18 protein-coding genes are annotated in these 21,872 nt (G+C 73.5%); 5 read left to right on the top strand and 13 right to left on the bottom strand.

What is annotated here, in order from left to right:
* Positions 1-63: 63 nt before the first annotated feature.
* The 6 genes from HF577_RS29015 to HF577_RS28990 all read right to left on the bottom strand — a co-directional run bounded on the left by HF577_RS29015 (position 64) and on the right by HF577_RS28990 (position 8,419).
* Positions 64-864, bottom strand: coding sequence for an SGNH/GDSL hydrolase family protein (locus tag HF577_RS29015; protein ID WP_312859438.1), 801 nt, complete (start codon positions 862-864; stop codon positions 64-66).
* A 106-nt stretch (positions 865-970) separates the two neighbouring features.
* Positions 971-2,164: a hypothetical protein gene (locus HF577_RS29010; RefSeq protein WP_169399162.1), complete on the bottom strand. Its 1,194-nt coding sequence runs from the start codon at positions 2,162-2,164 to the stop codon at positions 971-973.
* Between the two features lie 11 nt (positions 2,165-2,175).
* Entirely contained in the window at positions 2,176-3,117 is a 942-nt protein-coding gene (locus tag HF577_RS29005; RefSeq protein ID WP_169399161.1) for a DUF389 domain-containing protein, read from the bottom strand.
* Between the two features lie 40 nt (positions 3,118-3,157).
* Positions 3,158-4,966, bottom strand: coding sequence for an aspartate--tRNA ligase (aspS, locus tag HF577_RS29000; RefSeq protein WP_169399160.1), 1,809 nt, complete (start codon positions 4,964-4,966; stop codon positions 3,158-3,160).
* 68 nt (positions 4,967-5,034) lie between these two features.
* Positions 5,035-6,078: a CHRD domain-containing protein gene (locus HF577_RS28995; RefSeq protein WP_169399159.1), complete on the bottom strand. Its 1,044-nt coding sequence runs from the start codon at positions 6,076-6,078 to the stop codon at positions 5,035-5,037.
* Positions 6,079-6,355: 277 nt separating this feature from the next.
* The gene (locus HF577_RS28990) at positions 6,356-8,419 is read right to left on the bottom strand and encodes an intein-containing Rv2578c family radical SAM protein (protein WP_169399158.1); all 2,064 of its coding nucleotides are present in this window, start codon (positions 8,417-8,419) and stop codon (positions 6,356-6,358) included.
* 69 nt (positions 8,420-8,488) lie between these two features.
* Between HF577_RS28990 and HF577_RS28985 the strand changes: the two genes are divergently transcribed.
* Positions 8,489-9,025 carry a gluconokinase gene (locus tag HF577_RS28985; protein ID WP_211174996.1) on the top strand — a complete coding sequence of 179 codons (537 nt, stop codon included), beginning with the start codon at positions 8,489-8,491 and terminating at the stop codon, positions 9,023-9,025.
* Between the two features lie 74 nt (positions 9,026-9,099).
* Positions 9,100-10,581 carry a YibE/F family protein gene (locus HF577_RS28980; RefSeq protein ID WP_407692248.1) on the top strand — a complete coding sequence of 494 codons (1,482 nt, stop codon included), beginning with the start codon at positions 9,100-9,102 and terminating at the stop codon, positions 10,579-10,581.
* A gap of 3 nt (positions 10,582-10,584) precedes the next feature.
* On the opposite strand, the gene HF577_RS28975 is transcribed toward HF577_RS28980, so the two are convergent.
* The 3 genes from HF577_RS28975 to HF577_RS28965 are packed head-to-tail and all read right to left on the bottom strand — an operon-like array spanning position 10,585 to position 13,174.
* Positions 10,585-11,142 carry a class I SAM-dependent methyltransferase gene (locus HF577_RS28975; RefSeq protein WP_169399156.1) on the bottom strand — a complete coding sequence of 186 codons (558 nt, stop codon included), beginning with the start codon at positions 11,140-11,142 and terminating at the stop codon, positions 10,585-10,587.
* A 35-nt stretch (positions 11,143-11,177) separates the two neighbouring features.
* Positions 11,178-12,452 (bottom strand): histidine--tRNA ligase, encoded by a 1,275-nt coding sequence (gene hisS / locus HF577_RS28970; RefSeq protein WP_169399164.1) that lies wholly within the window; start codon positions 12,450-12,452, stop codon positions 11,178-11,180.
* 32 nt (positions 12,453-12,484) lie between these two features.
* Entirely contained in the window at positions 12,485-13,174 is a 690-nt protein-coding gene (locus HF577_RS28965; protein WP_169399155.1) for an MBL fold metallo-hydrolase, read from the bottom strand.
* 160 nt (positions 13,175-13,334) lie between these two features.
* On the opposite strand from HF577_RS28965, the gene HF577_RS28960 reads away from it, so the two are divergent.
* The 3 genes from HF577_RS28960 (at position 13,335) to HF577_RS28950 (ending at position 16,444) form a co-directional block, all read left to right on the top strand.
* Positions 13,335-13,877 (top strand): hypothetical protein, encoded by a 543-nt coding sequence (locus HF577_RS28960; protein ID WP_169399163.1) that lies wholly within the window; start codon positions 13,335-13,337, stop codon positions 13,875-13,877.
* A gap of 93 nt (positions 13,878-13,970) precedes the next feature.
* Positions 13,971-14,798 carry a peptidylprolyl isomerase gene (locus tag HF577_RS28955; protein WP_169399154.1) on the top strand — a complete coding sequence of 276 codons (828 nt, stop codon included), beginning with the start codon at positions 13,971-13,973 and terminating at the stop codon, positions 14,796-14,798.
* A gap of 11 nt (positions 14,799-14,809) precedes the next feature.
* A complete protein-coding gene (locus HF577_RS28950) occupies positions 14,810-16,444 on the top strand; it encodes a carboxylesterase/lipase family protein (protein ID WP_169399153.1) in 1,635 nt (544 codons plus the stop codon).
* Positions 16,445-16,453: 9 nt separating this feature from the next.
* Here the strand turns inward: HF577_RS28950 and HF577_RS28945 are convergent, their stop codons facing one another.
* From HF577_RS28945 to secD, 4 genes are all read right to left on the bottom strand, one after another.
* Positions 16,454-18,796 (bottom strand): RelA/SpoT family protein, encoded by a 2,343-nt coding sequence (locus tag HF577_RS28945; RefSeq protein WP_169399152.1) that lies wholly within the window; start codon positions 18,794-18,796, stop codon positions 16,454-16,456.
* A gap of 90 nt (positions 18,797-18,886) precedes the next feature.
* Positions 18,887-19,474 (bottom strand): adenine phosphoribosyltransferase, encoded by a 588-nt coding sequence (locus HF577_RS28940; RefSeq protein WP_169399151.1) that lies wholly within the window; start codon positions 19,472-19,474, stop codon positions 18,887-18,889.
* Positions 19,471-20,715 (bottom strand): protein translocase subunit SecF, encoded by a 1,245-nt coding sequence (gene secF, locus HF577_RS28935; RefSeq protein ID WP_169399150.1) that lies wholly within the window; start codon positions 20,713-20,715, stop codon positions 19,471-19,473. Before secF ends, HF577_RS28940 begins: the two co-directional genes overlap by 4 nt.
* Before the next feature lie 3 nt (positions 20,716-20,718).
* Positions 20,719-21,872 (bottom strand): protein translocase subunit SecD (secD, locus tag HF577_RS28930; protein WP_169399149.1); only part of this gene is annotated, 1,154 nt, incomplete at its 5' end.

Raw genomic sequence — 21,872 nt, 5'->3', positions numbered from 1 at the left:
CACCCCGCTGCGCCCCGCGGCCTGACCAACTCGCCCGCCCGGGTCGGGAGGCCGGCTCCGGGGTCAGCGGGCCGCCCGCACCAGCTCGCCGACGAGCCCCTGCAGGATCACCGGTCCGAGGTCGTGGCCGCGGCGCACCAGCCAGGGCACACCCTTCACCACCAGCCACGCCGTACGCTGCGCCGCCGTCACCTCGCGTCCACCGGCGCACTCGAGGCTCACCGCCTGCGGCACCGCGAAGCCGGCCCCGGCCAGCAGGGCCGCGAACCCCGCAGCGAGCATCCGATGCCCGAGCTCGGAGGGGTGCAACCGGTCGACCGACCATGCCGACCGCTCGTAGCCACCGGGCAACACGTCCAGATCCAGCACCCCGATCCCCAGCGGGTCGCTCGCCGCAACCGCATCGGTGACGGCGTTGACGGCGTCGATGCGCCGGTGCAGAGCCAGGCGCAGCGGTGCCGGGAGCGGGAAGACCCTGGTGTGGTCGTGGTAGCGCACCATCAGCACGTGCGCCCCCGCGTCCCGCACCGCGGTGACGATCGCGGCGCAGTCCTCGTGCATGGTCGCGGGGTCGAAGTCCGAGCGCAGGGTGTCGTTCATCCCGACCGACAGCACCACGACGTCCGGAGCGGCGGCCAGCGCCGTCGGGAGCTGCTCGTGGCGCACGCAGGCCATGCGGGCGCCCGTGCGGCCGAGGTTGACCAGCGCCGGCCCACCGAGGGCGTCGCGCAGCAGCACCGGGAAGCCCCGCCACCCGCCGCCCGGGGCCGGGTCGCCGAGCCCCACCGAGGTGGAGTCGCCCAGCGTCACCAAGGTGGAGACCGGACGGGTCGCGACCGGCGCGAGCACGGGCTGCAGAGTCACGCCGACACGATCACCGACGTCGGCTCACCAGGGGTGTGCGCCGGATGACGCGCTGTGGGCAGCTGAGGGAACGATCGGTGCCCTGACCAGCAGGGTCTCCCCCGCCTCAGGCCACCGACCGGAAGGCCGGGAACACCGGCAGTGAACCGGGGGCATCCGGGAACCGTCTGCCCAGCGCGTCCGCCACCGCCGTGCCCAGCTCGGCCGTCGCAGGCAGGCCACCGGCCGCGGCGCTGCGGGCCATCTCCCGCCAGTAGTGCCCCAGCGCGGTGCTGATCCGCGGGGACCGGGTGGCGTCCTGGCCCACGGGCTTGTCCCGCACGCTGATGCGCGGCAGCAGCCACCAGGTGCACAGCCACACCCAGAGCAGCTGCGCGTGCAGCAGCCTGCGGTCGAGCCGCTCGGGCTCGTCGAGATCCGGCCAGACGGCGGCGATCTCGTTGCGCCACGCCTCGAGCATCGACTCGGCCATTCCCGGCGGGAGCGCGAAGCTCGCCTCGCAGCCGGGGAAGGGCACGCGGAAGTAGGCCGCGTCGAGCGCGACGTCGCGGAAGCAGCCCCATTCGAAGTCGACGAACCGGACCCCGCGGCTGGTGACGAGGTTGTTGTCCGGACACGTGTCGGACGGGCTGAACGCGCGGTAGCGGGTGCCACCGAGCAGGCGTGCGGTCTCGTAGGCCTCCACGGTCGCCGCTTCCGGCACCACCACCCCGAGCTGCTGCTCCAGCAGCCCCGCGACCCCGGCGAGCGCGACCCGCGCGTCCTCCGCCATCGGGTCGCGCCACGCCCGCTCCCCGAGCCTGCGCAGCAGCGCCCCGAAGTCGTTCTCCCGGCCCGCCGTGGCCGCCTGCATCCGGCCCAGAGCCCTGGCCCAGCTCAGGAGGCAGCGCTGGGCGGCGGCGGGGTCGGGACCGAACAGCTTGTCGGCCAGCGTGGAGCTGCGGCCGAGGTCCTCGAGCACCAGCAGCCGGGCCTGCGGGTCGTGCGCGATCAGCACCGGGCTGGGGCGGGAGTCGGCGGGCAGCGCGGTGAAGAGCTGGCAGCTCGCCACCTCGTAGTGGAACGGGTCGGGACGGTCCGGGTCCGGACGGCCGAGATAGTGCTTGACGACGAGCGTGCGCGGCAGCGAGAACGGGTTGCGGGCCACGCGGGCGCGGGCCACCACCGAACGATCGCTTCCCCCGAGATCCTCAGGGTCGGCCAGTACTATGCCGGCCCCTGATCGGCGAGTGAGCAGCCGTTCGGCAGCAGTGAGCGCGGCGAGTACCGGCCTGGGGAAGCTGCCCAGGTCCTGAACCATCGTTCGTGACCCTACCCCGCCGACAACCGGCGGATGACCCGTTCGCGGCCGGCTGTCCGGCGCGAGAGGAGCAGCACGGCCCCCGCGGCCACGACGATGCCCACGAGGTTCACCAGTAGCTGCAGCGCGGACCCGGCGGCCTCCGCGTAGCGGCCCTCCACGAGGGCGGTCGACGCGTACGCCGCGGCGGGCACGGTGGTGACGGAGATGAACACCCCGACCAGTGACGCGGACTTGGCCGAGGTCAGCGCGAGCATCCCCGCGGCGCCGGCGAGCAGCGCCACGATGAACGAGAACGGGCCGACCTGGTAGATGAAATCCACCTGGGTGGCATCGTCGAGGGTCGCGGTGGACAGCAGACCGGTCACGTCGAACGCCACGGCGGCCAGCGCGGTGATCACCATGGCCAGCGGGAAGCCCGCGGCGAGCGCCAGCCCGCCGCGACGCAGCAGGTCCGCCCGGCGCAGTACCGCGCCCACGGCGATCGCGGCCAGCGGCCCGAACTCCGGACCGAGCACCATCGCTCCCACCACCGTCACCGGCGAGTCCGTGATGATGCCGATCGCCGCCAGCAGGCACGCGATCGTCAGGAACGCCTGGAAGCTCGCCGACAGGCGTGACTCCTCACCCGTGCGCGCCACCAGTTCGTCCCAGATCACGGCGTCCGACGGGTCGCCCGGCGCGGCCTTCTCGGCGGCGTCGGACGCGTCCGACAGCGAGGTGTCGATCGCCTCCAGCGTGACGCCACCCGAACGGTCGATACCCAGCTCGCACAAGGCGTTGAGCAGCGCGTCGACCGACTCGCGCGTCACGTCGGCCTCGACGACGTCGCCGGCGGGCTGCAGCGCGACGCCGGGCAGGACGGTGACGTGGGTGGCGCCGGGCTCGTCGAGGAGCAGATCCCGGACCTCGCCGGTCTGCGCCTCCGGCGAGATCACCCTCATGTGCAGCACGAACGCGCTCCCCGCGGCGGCTGGGCGGACGGCGGCGCGCTCAGAGCTTCGTCGGCGGCTCGTCGGCGGCCGGGGACGCGGCGGCGGGCGCCTTCGGCGGCTGCGCGTCGACACCCGCCTCCTTGCGCTGCTCCGGCGTGATCGGCGCGGGTGCCGAGGTCAGCGGGTCGAAGCCGCCACCCGACTTCGGGAAGGCGATGACGTCGCGGATCGTGTCGGAGTGGGCCAGCAGCATGCAGGTGCGGTCCCAGCCGAACGCGATGCCGCCGTGCGGCGGCGGGCCGAACTGGAACGCGTCGAGCAGGAAGCCGAACTTCTCCTGCTGCTGCGCCTCGTCCATGCCGAGGAGGGCGAACACCCGCTCCTGCACGTCGGAGCGGTGGATACGGATCGAGCCGCCACCGATCTCGTTGCCGTTGCAGACGATGTCGTAGGCGTAGGCGAGCGCCTGGTCGGGCGCCTCCTCGAAGCGGTCCATCCACTCCGCGTTGGGCGAGGTGAACGGGTGGTGCACCGCCGTCCAGCCGAGCTCGTTGCCCTTGTCGTCGCGGATCCGCTCGAACATCGGCGCGTCGACGACCCACACGAACGACCACGCGCTCTCGTCCACGAGACCGCAGCGGCGGGCGATCTCGCCGCGGGCGGCGCCGAGCAGCTCGCGCGCGTCGGCCGGGTGGCCGGCGGCGAAGAAGATCGCGTCGCCCGGCTCGGCGCCCACGGCCTTCGCGAGGCCCTCGCGCTCGGCCTCGGAGAGGTTCTTGACGACCGGACCCCGCTCGCTCGCGGACCCGTCGTCGTCCACCAGCACGTAGGCGAGGCCACGGGCGCCCCGCTGCTTCGCCCACTCCTGCCAGGCGTCGAGCTGCTTGCGCGGCTGGCTCGCCCCGCCCGGCATCACGACGGCACCGACGTACGGCGCCTGGAACACGCGGAAGGCGGTGTCGGCGAAGTAGTCGGTGAGGTCGGTGAGCTCGACGCCGAACCGCAGGTCGGGCTTGTCCGAGCCGTAGCGGGCCATCGCGTCGGCGTAGGTGAGCCGCGGGATGGGGCGCGGGATCTCGTACCCGGCGAGCTCCGACCACAGCGCGGCGACGATCGTCTCGCCGAGCTCGATCACGTCGTCCTGCTCGACGAAGCTCATCTCGATGTCGAGCTGGGTGAACTCGGGCTGGCGGTCGGCCCGGAAGTCCTCGTCGCGGTAGCACCGCGCGATCTGGTAGTAGCGCTCGGTGCCCGCCACCATCAGCAGCTGCTTGAACAGCTGCGGGCTCTGCGGCAGGGCGTACCAGGAGCCGGGACGCAGGCGGGCCGGCACGAGGAAGTCGCGGGCCCCCTCGGGCGTCGACCGGGTGAGCGTGGGGGTCTCCACCTCCACGAACTCGCGGTCGTGCAGCACGGTGCGCGCGATGCGGTTGGCCTCGCTGCGCAGCCGCAACGCCGCCGCCGGCCCGCTGCGGCGCAGGTCGAGGTAGCGGTGCTTGAGCCGGATCTCCTCGCCGATCTCGCTGTGCTCGTCGAGCGGGAACGGCAGCGGGGCCGACTCGGACAGCACCGTGAGCTCGGTGGCCGTCACCTCGATCTCGCCGGTGGCGAGCTCCGGGTTCTCGTTGCCCGCAGGCCGGCGGACGACCTCGCCGGTGACCAGTACGCAGAACTCGGCGCGCAGCCGGTGGGCGCGCTCCGCCATCTCGCCCTCGCGGAACACCACCTGGGCCGAACCCGAGGAGTCCCGGAGATCGATGAAGATCACGCCGCCGTGATCACGGCGGCGGGCCACCCACCCGGTGAGGGTCACGGACTGTCCGGCGTGCTCGGCACGCAACGTGCCGGCGGGGTGGGTACGCATCACGTGTCGAGGCTATCCGCCACCCCGGGTCGGCCTGCCAGCAGGTTTCCTCCGGCCGGGCGCCGGCTCACCTACTTCGAGTTGATGAACAGGTAGTCGGCCGAGTACGGCACCGCGGTGACGGCCTGGGTCATCGGGTCGCAGGTGCCGGCCGGGGCGACGCCGCCGATCGTGTCCAGGCGCAGCACGGCCCGGGTGCCCGAGAGCTCACCCTGGGACGCGCCCTCCTGCTTCGCCGCGAGGACCAGCTCGGGGATGTCGCCGGGGCTGCCTGTGATCGTGGTCACGATCCTGCCGGTGACCGCGGACTTGTCGGGCGCCACCCACTGGGGCGGACCGGACTTGCCCGGCTTGACGAACGTGTGCTCGATGCCGCCGCTGAGCAGGGTGTTCACGTTGTCCGGGGTGAACGTGAACGAACCGTCGGAGTCCTGCCGCGTGCAGGTGTAGATCTGGTCGCCCTCGACGACCGGGTGGTTCTCGTCATGACTGATCGCGCTCCGCAGGTCCACCTGCACCGGCAGCGCGTGCAGCTGACCGCGGACGGCGCCACCCGGGAAGTCCTTGGTGTGCAGGTTGACGTAGAACTGCTCGGGGTGGCTCTTGATGCTCGCGAGGAGGTTCGCGTCGGTCACCGTCACCGTGCCGATCACCGAGTTGCGCCCGTCCGGCAGCTTCGAGGCGAAGAACGGGATCTTGACGTCACCGTTCACGCCCGCAGGCCCCTGGTGGATGTGGCCCTCGGTCGGGGTGCCGATGCCCGTCCAGGTGAAGGCGTACGACACCTGGTCGCCCTGGATCCGGACCAGCGAGGTCCCGCTGCCACTCTTGTCGCCGCCATTCGGTTGTTCCTTGCTCGGCACCTCGTTGCTGCCCCGCATCTCGGTCGCGAAGAACATCGCGTCGCCCTGGCTCTGCGGGTCGTATTTTCCGATCGAGTCCGCGGGCGTTTGCATCGGCATGTGCATCGGTGCGGATGCGGCCGGCCCGCCACGTGCCGCAGCGGGCGTGACCTGGGCGGTGGCTACGCCGCACGCCCCCACGAACAGCAGTCCGGCGATCGCCGTACCTGCAGCGGCTGTCCCCAGCGTGCGCCGACGCGTGGTGCGATTCATTCCTGGTCCTCCATTCGCGCGAGCCGCTGCGCTGTGCATCGGTCGTCGGCTCACACACGGATGGGAACGGCGGAACAGGTCAACCACGGGCATGAGGCGAATGTCATGCCCGCCGGTTCGACCGCAGGCCGCGGAGAATGGCGATGCATCACGGTCGGGAGAACTTCGGGGCCGCCCGGCAAACGGACTCCCAACGTCCGCACCCGGTCGGCGCAAAATGGGGAGGATCCGTCCGGGAATGGCGTGCATCGCCGGATCGGCATGAGTGCCGGAGCGATCAGAGCAGCCGGAGCTGCTCCCCGGACGGCTGCTGCGGGCCCGTGGCCTCCTGCGCCGACCGGGTGTGCCCACGCACGGTGGTGGCGGCACCGGTGAGCCCGTGGCGGCGCAGCAACGGCGCCACGCGCTCGCCGAGCGCCCGCCGGTACTCCGGATCGACGTAGGCGCCACGGCGGTACAGCCGGGCATAGGGCTCGACCAGCCTCGGGTACTCGCGCGCGAGCCAGGCCAGGAACCACTCCCGGGTGCCGGGCCGCAGGTGCAGCGCCAGCACGCTCGCACCGTTGGCCCCTGCCCGCTTCACCTGCGCGAGCAGGGCGTCGAGGGCCTCGGTGGAGTCGGTGAGCAGCGGGAGCACGGGCGCCACCATCACCCCGCAGGACAGGCCGGCGTCGGTGATCCGCCGGACCAGGTCGAGCCGCGCGGCGGGCGACGGTGTGCCCGGCTCGAGCCGCCGCTGCAGTGACGGGTCGACCAGCGCGACGGAGACACCGAGACCCACCGGGACGTCGGCCCCTGCCGCCACCAGCTCCGGCAGATCGCGGGTGAGCACGGTGCCCTTCGTGAGCAGCGAGAACGGGGTGCCGGACCGGGCCAGTGCCCCGATCACCCCGGGCATCAGCCGGTAGCGGCCCTCGGCCCGCTGGTACGGGTCGGTGTTGGTGCCCATCGCGACCGGTTCCCGCTCCCACTTCGCCGAGCGCAGCTCCCGCTCGAGCACCCGCGCCACGTTGACCTTGACCACGATCTGGCTGTCGAAGTCGGCCCCCGCATCGAGGTCGAGGTAGGTGTGGGTGTTGCGGGCGAAGCAGTTGTGGCTGACCACGCCGTCGGCCACGAAGTCGCCCGTGCCCGTGGTGATGTCGTACATCGGCATCTCGACGCCGAGCGGCTGCACCGACTCCACCGTGAGCGCGCTGCCGCCGGTGACGGGGGCGCCGCCCACGTCCCGATGCCGGCTCACGGCGGGATCGGCCACCTGCAGCAGCCGCAGCAGCGCCGCGGGCCCGCCCAGCAGCCGGACCGCGCCCGGCTCGGCACCCGCGCCGGGATCGGCCTCCACCTCGAACCGGAAGCCGAGGCGGCGCAGCGCGGCCGCCGTCCGCCGGGCGGTGCCGCCGTCGGCGGGACGGATCCACAGCTCCCCGCGCACCACCGAGCCGCGCGCGTCGACGGTGCCGGCGAGGAACCCCGCGCACCAGTCGTCGCCTGCGCGCTGCGGCCACCGCACCACGTCGGTGATCGGCGCGATCCCGCCACGGCGCACCGGAGCGGGGATCCGCCCCGGCTCCCCGGCACCGACCGGGACCGCCACCGTCGACGGCAGCTCCACGACGTGCTGGGCCGCCTCGGCGAGGAAGTGGTGGGCGCGGCCCAGCGCCTCGAGCTCCACGTGCTCGGACGGGAAGCGCCACTCCCCGTCGGCCTCGACGCTGTCGCCCCGCACGAGGCCGCACAGGTAGCCCTGCCGGTACGCCGCGGTGTGGGGGCGACGCTCCCGCCCGGTCGTGGCATCGAACGGCCCGGGGCCGAGAAGCGCGCTCCCCGGCCGCAGCCGCGACCGCCGCCCGGAGCGGCACCATCCTCCGCTCACGTGGCGCCAGCCCTGCTCGGTGAGGAACCGGTGCTCGCCGCTCGCCACCAGCTCGGTGCCGCCCGCGAGCCGCACCCGGTGGGCGGGCTTGGTGGTGGACCAGTGCGCCAGCACCGTGGTGCGGACGTAGCGCCGGTGCCCGTCGACCAGCTCCGTGCCCATCACGGAGTCGCCGACGCGCAGCTCGGAGATCGGACGGGTGCGCCCGTCCCCCAGCAGCACGCGGGTGGGGCCGGCCAGGCAGTACACGCAGGCATGGGAGCAGCCGCGGTACGGGTTGACCGTCCAGCGGAACGGCACGGGCGAGGCGCCCGGCACGCGGTTGAGCACCGACCGGGCCTCCACCTCGTGGAACACCACACCGGCGAACTCCGGGGTGCGCACCGACCGGAGGAGCCCACGCATGCCGGGCAGCGCCGCCTCCGCCCCGACACCGTCATCGAGCACCTGCTGTCCGCTCCACCGCATGGGCACAGTCGAACACATGTTCGACACCCGGGGCAAGTGACTGTCGGGGCGATGGTCCACGCTGCCCCCATGACGGTGACCCTGGTGGTGATGGGCGTATCGGGTGTGGGCAAGAGCTCGGTGGCCGCCGAGCTCGTCCGGCGCACGGGGTGGGAGTTCGTCGAGGGCGACGACCTGCACCCCGAGAGCAACCGCGCGAAGATGGCCAGCGGCATCCCGCTCGACGACGAGGACCGCTGGCCCTGGCTCCGCCGGGTGGCCGCCTGGATCGGGGAACAGGAGGCGGCGGGCCGCAGCGCGGTGGTCACGTGCTCGGCGCTCAAGCGCTCCTACCGCGCCCTGCTGCTCGACGGTCATCCGTCCGTGCGGTTCGTCCACCTGCTCGCGCCGCCGGAGCTGATCGCGTCCCGGGTCACGGCTCGTACCGACCACTACATGCCGCCGTCCCTGCTGGACAGCCAGCTCGCCACCCTCGAACCGCTCCTGCCCGACGAGCCGGGCATCCGCGTCGACACCACCGGCGACGCCGCCACCGTCGCCGAGCGGGCACTGGAGCAGCTGGGCGACCACTCACCCGAGGACGCCCCCGGTGATCATTCCCGCTGATCGGCCCCGGACGGGTGGCGCCCGTCCGGTGGACGTGCCCGCGTCGGCGTGCACCGCGTTGACGGGATGTGCCCGTGTCACCTGAACCATCCGGGATCCCGCGCGGCCCCGAGCAGCACCCGCCCGGAGCACACGACCCCCGGCGCCACCGGCACGGCCGGTCCGCCGGCCACCCGGACGACCACGGCGACGAGGCGGCGGCCGAGGCCCCCACCCTGCCCACCGGGTGGTCGCCGGTCGGCGCCGACACCGGCGACCAGCTCGTGGCCACCCGCACCACGACGGGGCGCCGCAGGCGCGCCGACCGGGATGCGGAGCCCGCCGGCCCCGGCACCGGCCGGCACGCCGTGGTGGCGCCGTCCTCCGCGGCGCCCCCGGGCCCGGTCGCCGGGCACGGACACGGGCACTCCACCGCGCCGCCTGCGGGGCGGCGGGTGCGCCTGCTCATCGCCGCGCTGCTCGTCCCGTGTGCCCTGGCCACGCTCGTCGGCGTCGTGCTGCTGTGGCCCTCCGGTGGTCCGCCCAGCACCGCGCAGCCCGTCAGCCAGCAACCGGTGCGGGCCGAGGTCACCACCGCGAGCGCGGCCGACTGCAGCCAGGGCTCCGGCGACGGCGGGTGCGTCGCGCTCGTCGTCCGGATGGCCGACGGGCCCATGCCGGGCCGCGACCTCGTGCAGGTGGTGCCCGTCGAACCCGGGTCGCCCACCTTCGCCGTCGGCGACCAGGTGGTGCTGAGCTGGTCCGGGGCCGACCCGAACGACCCCGGCTCGTACCAGGTGGTCGACTTCCAGCGCGGCGCACCGCTGGGCTGGCTCGCCGCCGTCTTCGCCGGTGCCGTGCTCGTGCTCGGGCGCTGGCGGGGCCTCGCCGCCCTCGCGGCGCTGGCGCTGAGCTTCGTGGTGCTGCTGATGTTCGTGCTCCCCGCGATCCTGGACGGGCACAACCCGCTCGCCGTCGCCGTCGTCGGTTCCTGCCTGATCATGTTCGTGGTGCTCTACCTGACCCACGGGCCATCGGCGCGCACGTCCACCGCCGTACTCGGCACGCTGCTGTCGCTGGCCCTGATCGGCGCACTCGGCGCCGCGTTCTCGGCGGCCGCCCGGCTCACCGGCCTCGACGACCAGACGAGCAACCTGATCGCCACCCTGGGCACCGGCGTCGACGCCCGCGGCCTGCTGCTGGCCGGCGTGGTGATCGGGGCGCTCGGCGTGCTCGACGACGTCACCGTCACCCAGACCAGCGCGGTGTGGGAGCTGCGCCGGGCCAACCCCGGGCTGGGGGCGCCGGGCCTCTTCGCGGCGGCGATGCGGATCGGGCGCGACCACGTGTCGTCGGCCGTCAACACGCTGGTGCTGGCCTACGCGGGAGCCTCGCTGCCGCTGCTGCTGCTCTTCACGCTGTCCGGGCGCGGGCTCTCCGACGTGGTCACCACGCAGGACGTGGCCACCGAGGTGGTGCGCACGCTGGTGGGCAGCATCGGCCTGGTGGCCTCCGTGCCGATCACCACGGCGCTCGCCGCCCTGGTGGCCAGCCGGGAGGCTCTGGTCGACGAGTGAGCCTCACGGGCGCCGCGCCAGCAGGCTCGCCTCGCCGTCGCGTTCGGTGTGGGCCAGCGGGGTCAGGCCGCCGAACGCCGCGGGCAGCTCGCCGGGCGCCGCGCGGAACCGCCCGCCCTCGTCCCCGACCACCGACAGCACCGTCACCACGAGCAGGCCGCCGGGCGCGAGGCAGCGCGCGAGCACCGGGTACAGGGCGGGGTCGCGGAACCGCTGGCACACCACCACGTCGTAGGGCCCGGCGCAGCCACCGGGCAGGCCGTCGTCGAGGTCGTGGGCCCACCAGCGCACCCGGTCACCGGCCCCGCGGTCGGCCGCGAGCGCGGCGCCGAGCGCCAGCGCGGAGTCCGAGACGTCCACCGCGTCGACGTCGAAGCCCCGCTCGGCGAGCCACACGGCCACCGCGCCCCGCCCGCAGGCCACGTCGAGCGCGCGCCCGGCGGCCGGGAGCAGGTGCTCGCGGCCGCGCAGCGCGTCCGGGGGCGTCGGCAGGGTGGGGGCACCGGCCGCGGAGACCGCGGCGTGCCGGGCGTCCCAGCGCTCGCGATCCTCCGATGCCACGGCAAGGAGCGTAGAGGGCTGCTGCCCGGCGATCGTCAGCGCAGCCGGGCGAGCAGCTCCTCGATCACGCCGGCCAGGTCGACGTCCTGCTGGTCCCCCGACACCAGGTCCTTGAGACCCACGGTGCCGGCCTCGAGGTCCCGCTCGCCGAGCACCAGGGCGAAGCGGGCCCCGGAGCGGTCGGCGGCCTTCATCGCGCCCTTGAGCCCGCGGCCGCCGTAGGCGAGGTCGACCCGCACCCCCGCCCTGCGCAGCTCCCCGGCCAGCACGACGAGGCGTCGCTTCGCCGCCTCGCCCAGCGGCACGCCGAACACCTCGCAGCGCGCCTCGGACCACGGCGTGACCCCCTCGGCGCGGCAGGCCAGCAGCGTGCGGTCCACGCCGATGCCGTAGCCGACGCCGGACAGCGGCTGCCCGCCGAGCGTGGCCATCAGCCCGTCGTAGCGACCGCCGCCACCGATCCCGGACTGCGCCCCGAGCCCGTCGTGCACGAACTCGAAGGTCGTCTTCGTGTAGTAGTCCAGGCCCCGCACCATCCGCGGGTTCTCCACGTAGGCCACACCGAGGTCGTCGAGGTGCTGTTTCACCGCGGCGTGGTGCTCGGCGGAGACGGCGGAGAGGTGGTCGACCAGCAGCGGGGCGTCGGCCAGCAGCGCACGCACCTCGGGGCGCTTGTCGTCGAGCACCCGCAGCGGGTTGATCGCCGCCCGGTTGCGGGTGGCCTCGTCGAGCGGGAGCCCGGCCAGGAACTCCTGCAGCAGCGCCCGGTACGCGGGACGGGACTCGGCGTCGCCGAGCGAGGTGATCTCCAGGCGGTAGCCGGTGAGCCCGAGCGCGCGGAACCCCTCGTCGGCGATCGCGATGACCTCGGCGTCGAGCGCCGGGTCGTCGACGCCGATCGCCTCGACCCCCACCTGCTGCAGCTGGCGGTAGCGCCCGGCCTGCGGACGCTCGTACCGGAAGAACGGGCCCGCGTAGCGCAGCTTCACCGGCAGACCTGCCCGGTTGAGCCCGTGCTCGATCACCGACCGGACGACGCCTGCCGTGCCCTCCGGGCGCAGCGTCACCGACCGCTCCCCGCGGTCGGTGAACGTGTACATCTCCTTGCTCACCACGTCGGTGGACTCACCGACGCCGCGTGCGTAGAGCCCGGTCTCCTCGAAGACCGGCAGCTCGATGAGTCCGTATCCCGCGCGGTCGGCCGCCCCGACCAGCGTGGCGCGGACGTGCTCGAACCCCGCCGAGTCCGGCGGCACGTACTCCGGGATGCCCTTGGGGGCGGCGAACGCCGTGGGGCGCCGCTCCTCCACCTCGGCCCGCTCCCCGCTCGCGCTCGGCGCGGTCACAGCCCGCGTCCCGTGGTGGGCAGGTCGAGCCCCTGCAGGAACGGGTTCGACGCGCGCTCGCGCCCCACCGTGGTGGTGGGCCCGTGCCCGGGCAGGACGACGGCGGAGTCGTCGTGGGTGAGCAGCTTGTCGCGCAGGCTCGCCATCATCTGGGCGTGGTCCCCGCCGGGGAGGTCGGTGCGCCCGATCGACCCCGCGAAGAGCGTGTCGCCCGCGAGGATCACCTCCACGCCCTCCTCGGTGGGAGTCGTGAAGACCACCGAGCCGCGCGTGTGCCCGGGGGTGTGGTCGACGCGCAACGTGAGCCCGGCGAGCTCGAGTGCGGCACCGTCGGTGAGCTGACGCACCTCGCGGGGCTCGCGGAGCTCCAGCCGGCCGCCGAAGAGTGCCACGGCGTCGGCCGAGATGCCCTTCATAGGGTCGGCCAGCATCTCGCGGTCCTCCGGGTGGATCCAGGCCGGGACGTCGTGGCCGTCGCAGACGGGCGCCACGCTGAACGTGTGGTCGAAGTGGCCGTGGGTGAGCAGCACCGCCACCGGCGTGAGCCGGTGCTCGGCGAGCAGCTCCTCGAGAGGCTCGACGGCGTCCTGGCCGGGGTCGACCACCACGCACGCCTCGCCCGCAGCCGCTGCCACGACATAGCAGTTGGTCTGGAAGGAACCGGCGGGAAACCCTGCGACGAGCACACCACCACACTAGGACGTGCCCCGTAGCGTGGGCCCAGCGGTTTAACCCCGCACGACGGGGACACCCCGGGCCGTGGACATCGGAGGGAAGCGCCCGCGGGACACGACGACGGACGGCGCGGTCGTCAGGATGGGCCGGGACGCCCCGAAAGGTGGCGGGATGCTGCTGCGCGCGGCGGGCAGCGGGGTGCTGGCGGGCCTGGCCGGGGTCGCGGTGATGACGGTCGCCGAGAAGGTGGAGCAGGCCGTCACCCACCGCCCGGACAGCCAGGTCCCGGGCCGGGCCGCGGAACGGCTCCTCGGGCTGCCGCCCACCGGGGAGGCGGGTCTGGAACGGCGGAACCTGGCGATGCACATCGGCATGGCGGCCGGGGTCGGCGCGCTGCGCGGGGTGATGGCGTTCGCCGGTCTCCGCGGGCCGTGGGCCTCGTCGATGTTCACCGTGATCCGCCTGACCGCCGACCAGATCGTCGAGAACTGGACGGGGGTCGGCGCCCCGCCGTGGACGTGGCCGCGCGACGAGCTCGCCGTCGACGTGGGCGGCAAGACCGTGTACGCCTTCGTCACCGGGGCCGTGGCCGACCGGTTGGCCGCGGCGGCAGGCGTCTCCCCCGGCCTGCAGCACGCCCGTCTCGCCGGCGGCAGGCGCACGCGGGACGTGGGCCCGGTCCCGGGCGGGCGGATGTACCCCCGGCCCGCCTGACCGGCGCCACCCGCACGCGCCCGCGACCTCTCCGGAACCTCACAGGATGACTCGTTATCCTGCGGCCCGAGCAGCGAGGACGAGGAGTACCGGGTGGCGACCAACCAGATGCGGCGCGATGCGGCGAAGCGCAAGCTGGCGAACCAGCAGCAGCGGCGGATCGAACGGGCCAAGCGCCGGCAGCGGATCGCCATCATCACCTCCGCCGCCGTGGTCGTGGTGGTCGTCGTGGGGGTCGTCCTGCTCTCCACGCTGGGCGGCCGGGGCGCCGCACCGGCGGACCAGGCCGCCGCGCCGTCGTCGGCGCCTGCCGCCCCGGCCGCGCTGGGCCACTGCACGTTCACGCCCACGCCGAACGACCCCGCGTCGAAGCCCGCGCCCGTGCCGACCGTCGCGGACGCGAGCACCAGCGGCACCGTGCCGGTCGCGATGCAGACCGACAAGGGCGCGATCCCGCTGACGCTGGACCGCGCGACGGGCCCGTGCGCCGTGGAGAACTTCCTGAGCCTGGCCAAGGCCGGCTTCTACAACAACACGCCGTGTCACCGGCTCACCACCACGGACGGCCTGAAGGTCCTGCAGTGCGGCGACCCCACCGGCTCCGGTTCGGGCGGCCCCGGCTACACGATCAACGACGAGCCGCCCACCGGGCTGGCGCCGGCCGCGAACGGCTCCGTCGTGTACCCGCGGGGCACCGTGGCGATGGCGAAGACCTCCGCGCCCAACTCGGGCGGCAGCCAGTTCTTCCTCGTGTACGCCGACTCCACCCTCCCGCCCGACTACACGGTCTTCGGCACCATCGGGGCCCCCGGGCTGGCCACGCTCGACGAGATCGCCAAGGCCGGGTCGGACAACTCGAACGGCACCGGTGACGGCAAGCCCGTCACTCCCGTGACGATCCAGACCGTCACCGTCGGCTGAGCTGGGCGAGGGTGATCGGGGGAGGCCGCGCGTCGGTCGTCGTGCTGCTGGCGGCCGCGGCCGTGCTGGTGGCCTGCTCCCCCGCCCCGCCCGCGGTGACCCCGCCGCTCGGTGAGCACGTCCGGATCGAGCAGGGTGAGCTCGCCGGGAGCAGCGACTCCGGGATGCTGCGCTTCCAGGGCATCCCCTATGCGGCGCCCCCGGTCGGGCCGTTGCGCTGGCAACCACCGCAGCCGGCACCCGGCTGGAGCGGCACCCGCAGCGCGGCGCGGCCCGGCAACCGGTGCGCGCAGGTCGGCGCAGGGACCGACGTCCCCCACGGCACGCCGGGCAGCACGAGCGAGGACTGCCTCACGCTCAACGTGACGGTGCCGGTGGGGACGACACCGACGTCGCGGCTGCCGGTGCTCTTCTGGATCCACGGTGGCGGCTTCAACGCGGGAGCGGGATCCGACGTCGACCCGCGGCGGCTCGCCGCGGCGGGGCCGCTCGTGGTCGTCACGATCAACTACCGGCTCGGGATCTTCGGCTTCTTCGGCCTGCACGGCCTGCCCGGGTCCGGGTCGTTCGCGCTGCTGGACCAGCAGGCGGCGATGCACTGGGTGCGGCGCAACATCGCGGCGTTCGGCGGCGACCCGGGATCGGTCACCCTGGCCGGTGAGTCGGCGGGCGCCGACAGCGTCTGCGCGCAGCTCAGCTCACCCGGCGCGGTGGGCCTCTACCAGCGCGCCATCCTGCAGAGCGGCGGGTGCAGCACCGCGAACATCGTGGACGTCATCCGGCCCGGAGCCGGGCCCGGCGGCGACACGTGGAAACCGCTCCCGCTGGTGGAGGCGGCAGGCGCCGGCGTCGCGACCGCGCTGGGCTGCCCCGACCCCGCCAGGACGCCGGTCGCCGCGCTCGCCTGCATGCGCGCCCTGCCCACCGAGCGGCTCGTGGACGGGGCGGGCGTCTACTGGAGCCCGGCGACCGGCACCGCCACCCTCCCCCGGCGGCCGTCGGACATCGTGGTCGACGGCGACCTCCGCCCGACACCGCTGCTCGCCGGCACCACGCGCGACGAGGGCACGCTGTTCACCGCCGCGTTCTTCGACCGCGGCGGCGGCCCGCTCACCGAGGCCGGCTTCCGCACCCTCCTCGGGGCGGCCGCGGGATCGCGTAGCGCGGTGGCCACCCGCAGCTACCCGCTCGGCGGCGGCCGGTCCCCGGGCCGGGTGTGGTCCGACGTGGTGACCGACCGCGGCTACGCCTGCACCGCCCTCGCCACCCACCGGCTGCTGGGCGCTCGCGCCCCGCTGTACGCGTACGAGTTCGCCGACCCCACGGCACCCTCGCCGTTCGCGGCGCTGCCTCCCCACCTCGCCACCGGCGTCACGCACGGGGCGGAGATGCCCTACCTGTTCGACCTCGTGCCCGGCCAGCCCCCGCTCGCTGCCGACCAGCAGGTGCTGGCCACCGAGATGGTGGGGGCCTGGGCCCGGTTCGCGGCCACCGGCAACCCCAACGGCGGCAGCGGCCCGGTCTGGCCGCACTGGGCCGGGGACGGCTCGATACTGACGATCACGGGCCCCGGCCGGGGCACCGTCGCGCGGCCCGCCGCCGAGTTCGCCGCCGAGCACCGGTGCAGCCTGTGGGACCTGGGCTGAGCCCGGGGGTCAGCTCGCCGACGTCACCCGGTACACGTCGTAGACGCCTTCGACGTTGCGCACCGCACGCAGCACGTGGCCGAGGTGCTTCGGGTCGCCCATCTCGAAGCTGAAGCGCGACACCGCGACCCGGTCGCGGGAGGTCTGCACCGTGGCCGACAGGATGTTGACCTTCTCGTCGGCCAGCACCTTGGTGATGTCCGACAGCAGCCGGTGCCGGTCGAGCGCCTCCACCTGGATCGCCACGAGGAACACCGACCCCGGGGACACCGACCAGGCCACCTCGACGAGCCGCTCCGAGCGGTTCTGCAGGTCGGAGGCGTTGGTGCAGTCGGTGCGGTGCACCGAGATGCCACCGCCGCGGGTGACGAACCCGAGGATCTCGTCGCCGGGCACGGGCGTGCAGCAGCGCGCGAGCTTGGTGTACAGGTCGGCGAGATCCGCACCTTCCCCGCGGACCACCACGCCCGCGTCGCCTCCGGCCCGGCGCAGCCGCACCGTGGACGGCGTGGCGCGCTCGGCGAGGTCCTCCTCGGCCTGCTCGACCCCGCCCAGCAGGGCGACCAGGCGCTGGACGACGTGGCGGGCGCTCGCGTGGCCCTCACCGACGGCGGCGTAGAGGCCCGACAGGTCCGGGAAGTGCAGCTCCCGCGACAGCGCGGCCATCGCGTCGGCGGAGACGAGCCGCTGCAGCGGCATCGAGGTGCGCCGCGCCTCCCGGGCGATCGCCTCCTTGCCCGCCTCGATCGCCTCCTCGCGGCGCTCCTTGGCGAACCACTGCTTGATCTTGGTCTTCGCCCGCGGGGACGCCACGAAGGCGAGCCAGTCGCGGCTCGGGCCCGCACCCTCGGCCTTCGACGTGAAGATCTCGACGACGTCGCCCGACTCGAGCTTGCGCTCCAGCGCGACGAGCCTGCCGTTGACCCGCGACCCGATGCACCGGTTGCCCACCTCGGTGTGCACCGCGTACGCCAGGTCGACCGGGGTGGACCCGGTGGTCAGCGTGATCACGTCACCCTTGGGGGTGAAGACGAAGATCTCCTTCGACGCGAGGTCGAAGCGCAGTGACTCCAGGAAGTCGCCCGGGTCGGCCGCCTCCCGCTGCCAGTCGAGCAGCTGCCGCATCCAGGACATCTCGTCGACCTCGACGGTGGCCGTGGACCAGTTCGCGCCGTTCTGGTTGCGCGGGGTCTCCTTGTAGCGCCAGTGCGCCGCGATCCCGTACTCCGCGGTGCGGTGCATGTCGTGGGTGCGGATCTGCACCTCGAGCGGCTTGCCGTCCGGGCCGATCACGGTGGTGTGCAGCGACTGGTAGACCCCGAACCGGGGCTGGGCGATGTAGTCCTTGAACCGGCCGGGCATCGGCTGCCACAGCGCGTGGACCATGCCCATCGCGGCGTAGCAGTCGCGCACCTCGTCGACCAGGACCCGCACCCCGACGAGGTCGTGGATGTCGTCGAAGTCGCGGCCCTTGACGATCATCTTGCGGTAGATCGAGTAGTAGTGCTTCGGCCTGCCCTCGACCGTGGCCGCGATGCGCGCCGCGTCGAGCTGCTGCATGACCTCGTCGATGACCTGCTTGAGGTAGGTGTCGCGCGACGGGGCCCTCGTCGCGACCAGCCGGACGATCTCGGAGTACTTCTTCGGGTGCAGGATCGCGAAGGACAGGTCCTCGAGCTCCCACTTGACCGTGGCCATCCCGAGCCGGTGGGCCAGCGGCGCGAGCACCTCGAGGGTCTCCCGGGCCTTCTTCGCCTGCTTCTCCGGCGGCAGGAACCGCATCGTGCGCATGTTGTGCAGCCGGTCGGACAGCTTGATCACGAGCACCCGGGGGTCGCGGGCCATCGCGACGACCATCTTCCGGATCGTCTCCGCCTCGGCGGCGGATCCCAGCTCGACCTTGTCGAGCTTGGTGACGCCGTCGACGAGGTGGGCCACCTCCTCACCGAAGTCGGCGCGCAGCCGGTCGAGCGAGTAGTCGGTGTCCTCCACCGTGTCGTGCAGCAGCGCCGCCACCAGCGTGGTGGTGTCCATGCCCAGCTCGGCCAGGATCGTGGAGACGGCCAGCGGGTGGGTGATGTACGGGTCGCCGGACTTGCGCTTCTGACCCTCGTGCTTCGCCTCGGCCACGTCGTAGGCTCGCTGCAGCAGGGCCAGGTCGGCCTTCGGGTGCAGGGCGCGGTGCACGCTGGCGAGCGGCTCGAGAACGGGAGCGACCACGGCCACGCGCTGCGGGGTCATCCGGCGGGCGATCCGAGCCCGCACCCGCCGCGTTGCCGAGGGCTTGGACGTGGTCGCCACCGGGCTCTCCGGCCCGGGGACCGGCGGCGCTACCGGTTGCACGTCCGTCATGCGTTCTCGCGCTCCACCCGATGGAGGATAGTCCCGCCTCGACCCGGTGGCAGCAGCGCCCGAGTCAAGGGCGCCACCCGGACCTCGGAATCAGACCCGGAGCAGGGCGTGCACCGGGATCGGCGCGAGCCGCTCCCGGCCTCCCAGCGCCGCCAGCTCCAGCAACACGGCGAACCCGGTGACATCGGCACCGGCGTCGGACAGCAGCGCATACGCCGCCGCTGCCGTGCCCCCGGTGGCCAGCACGTCGTCGACGATGAACACCTTCGACCCGGGGGCGACGGTGTCGGCGGGCAACTCCAGGGTGGCGGTGCCGTACTCGAGGTCGTAGGTCTGCGAGCCCGCCACCCGGGGCAGCTTGCCCGCCTTGCGGACGGGCACGACACCGGTACCTGCGACGACGGCGACCGCCGCACCGAGCAGGAACCCGCGCGCCTCCACCCCCGCCACGATCTCGGCATCGCCCACGAGCGACGCCAGCTCGGTGACGACCGCGGCGAACGCCTCCGCGTCGGCGAGGACGGGGGTGATGTCGCGGAACAGCACGCCCGGCGACGGGTAGTCCGGCACGTCCCGCACGAGCGCGGCCACCCGGGCGAGGTCGGCCTCGGCCTCGGCGTCGGCGATGGCGACCGGGACGACGTCAGGGCCCGGGGCGACGTCAGGGACTGCGTTCATCCCCGCCTCTTACCGGTGGGCCGCGACGCCTTGCCGGTGGGCCGGGCGGTGCGGGCGCCGCCACGACGGTCGCCCGCCTTGCCCGGCCGCGACGGCGTGCTCGCGGCGGCCGCCATCGCGCGTTCCCTGCGCAGCTCGGTGGCGAGCACCCCGTCGTCGGTCAGGTCGGGGTCGCCGTCGGAGTCGTCCGCGCCGGGGGCACCGGCGAGTGCTCCCGCTGCCCGGCGGCGGCGGGCCAGCACGCGCTCGGCCTGCTGCCGGAACCTCTTGTCGCGCATCTTCAGGTCCACCAGGAGCGGGGTGGCGAGCAGCAGCGACGAGAGGGCACCGGCGATGATGCCGACCATCTGCACGAGTGCGAGGTCGGCGAGCGTGCCGACCCCGAGCAGGCCGACCCCGACCACCATCAGCCCGACCACCGGCAGCACCGCGATCAACGACGTGTTGATCGAGCGCATCAGGGTCTGGTTGAGCGCCAGGTTCGCGGCCTCCCCGTAGGTGCGCCGGGTGAGCCCCAGCAGGCCGCGGGTGTTCTCCTTGACCTTGTCGAACACCACGACGGTGTCGTAGAGGGAGAAGCCCAGGATCGTCAGCAGACCGATCACCGTGGCCGGGGTGACCTCGAACCCGACGATCGAGTAGACGCCCGCGGTGACGATGATGTCGTGCGCGAGTGCCACCAGCGCCGCGATCGCCATGGCCCGCTCGAAGTAGAGCGCCAGGAAGATCGTGACCAGCACGAGGAACACCGCCAGCGCGATGAGCGCCTGCCGGGTGATCTGGCCACCCCAGCTACCGCTGACGTCACTGTCGCTGATCGCCTGCAGGGACGGGGCGCCGGCGGGACCCACGGGCTTGAACGCGTCGAACAGCGCCTGCTTCAGCGTCACGAGCTGGGCGGGGTCGAGCGGCTCCGAGCGGATGAGCACGGAGGCGGCCTGGCCGGTGCCCACCGTCTGCACCGCGGCCGGGTCCATGCCGATGGCCCGCTCGTAGACCCCGGTCACCGCGTCGACGTTCGCCGGGGCGGACGTACCGGCCGACGGGAACTGCAGCTGCGTGCCCCCGGTGAAGTCGATACCGAGGTTGAAGCCACGGAAGATCATCGACACGAGGCAGACGAGCACCAGCAGCCCGAACGCGATGTACCAGCTACGCCTGCGCCCCACGAGGTCGAACGACCCGGTGCCGGTGTAGAGGCCGGAGAGAAAACCCTTCCGGGAAGGGGTGGTGGTCGCCATCTCTCAGGCTCCCTTCGATGCGCCGGCCGCCGTGGCGGCCCGCTTGCGGTCGGCACCGATCTTCGCCACCGCACCCAGGCCCGACAGCGCCGGGCTGCCGAACACCCGGGAGTTGGACGCGAGCGCGACCAGCGGATGCGTCACCAGGAAGACGACGACGAGGTCGAGCACGGTGGACAGGCCCAGAGTGAACGCGAAGCCCCGCACCTGGCCGACGGCGAGCAGGTACAGCACGGCCGAGGCCAGGAAGCTGATCGCGTCGGCGGACAGGATCGTGCGCCGAGCCCGCACCCAGCCCCGGGGGACCGCCGACCGGAAGGTGCGGCCCTCACGCATCTCGTCCTTGAGCCGTTCGAAGAAGATCACGAACGAGTCGGCGGTGATGCCGATGGCCACGATGAACCCGGCCACCCCCGCGAGGTCGAGCGTGAACCCGATCCACCGTCCGAGCAGCACGAGCACCGCGTAGACGATCACGCCGGACAGCACCAGCGACAGGATCGTCAGCACCCCGAGCACGCGGTAGTAGAACAGGCAGTAGATGAACACCAGCAGCAGGCCGAGGCCGCCCGCGATCAGGCCCGCCTGCAGCGAGGCCAGCCCGAGCGTTGCCGAGACCGTCTGAGCCTCCGACGACTCGAACGACAGGGGCAGCGAGCCGTACCGCAGCGTGTTGGCGAGGTCCTGGGCGGACTTCTGGTTGAACTGCCCCGAGATCTCGGTGGGGCCGTAGATCGCGCTCTGGATCGTGGGGGCCGAGACGACCTCGCCGTCGAGCACGAACGCCGCGCTCTTGCCGATGTTCTGGGCGGTGTACTGCCCCCAGATCGCAGCGCCCTCGCTCTTGAACGTGAGGCTGATGACCCAGCCGGCGCCCTGGGAGTTCTGCTGCGCCATCGCATTGTCGATCTGGGTGCCCTCGAGGAAGCTCGGGCCGAGGACGTACTTCTCGGTGCCGTCCTGGCTGCAGGCCACCAGCGGGAGCTTGGGGTCGTCGTAGCCGCGCAGCGGGTCGTTCGCGCTGCAGTTGAGCGTGGTCAGCGCCATCTGCTGGACGGTGGGGTCGGTGCTCTGGCGCACCTGCCGGGCCGCGGCGATCGCCGCGGCGACCTGCGGGTCGGCCGGCGACGCGGGCGTGACTGCCCCGGGATCGGGGG

Source organism: Pseudonocardia xinjiangensis, from assembly GCF_012911925.1.
In the GTDB taxonomy this organism is placed as follows: Bacteria; Actinomycetota; Actinomycetes; order Mycobacteriales; family Pseudonocardiaceae; genus Pseudonocardia; species Pseudonocardia xinjiangensis.
The sequence above is the reverse complement of the archived record's forward strand: the minus strand, read 5'-3'. Positions and strand labels throughout refer to the sequence as shown.

Coding starts and splice junctions, on each gene's coding strand:
- HF577_RS28990 (WP_169399158.1), bottom strand. CDS start 8,419: ATGCGGTGGAGCGGACAGCAGGTGCTCGATGACGGTGTCGGGGCGGAG.
- HF577_RS28995 (WP_169399159.1), bottom strand. CDS start 6,078: ATGAATCGCACCACGCGTCGGCGCACGCTGGGGACAGCCGCTGCAGGT.
- HF577_RS28960 (WP_169399163.1), top strand. CDS start 13,335: ATGCTGCTGCGCGCGGCGGGCAGCGGGGTGCTGGCGGGCCTGGCCGGG.
- HF577_RS29010 (WP_169399162.1), bottom strand. CDS start 2,164: ATGGTTCAGGACCTGGGCAGCTTCCCCAGGCCGGTACTCGCCGCGCTC.
- HF577_RS28985 (WP_211174996.1), top strand. CDS start 8,489: ATGACGGTGACCCTGGTGGTGATGGGCGTATCGGGTGTGGGCAAGAGC.
- HF577_RS28940 (WP_169399151.1), bottom strand. CDS start 19,474: ATGAACGCAGTCCCTGACGTCGCCCCGGGCCCTGACGTCGTCCCGGTC.
- HF577_RS28945 (WP_169399152.1), bottom strand. CDS start 18,796: ATGACGGACGTGCAACCGGTAGCGCCGCCGGTCCCCGGGCCGGAGAGC.
- secF (WP_169399150.1), bottom strand. CDS start 20,715: ATGGCGACCACCACCCCTTCCCGGAAGGGTTTTCTCTCCGGCCTCTAC.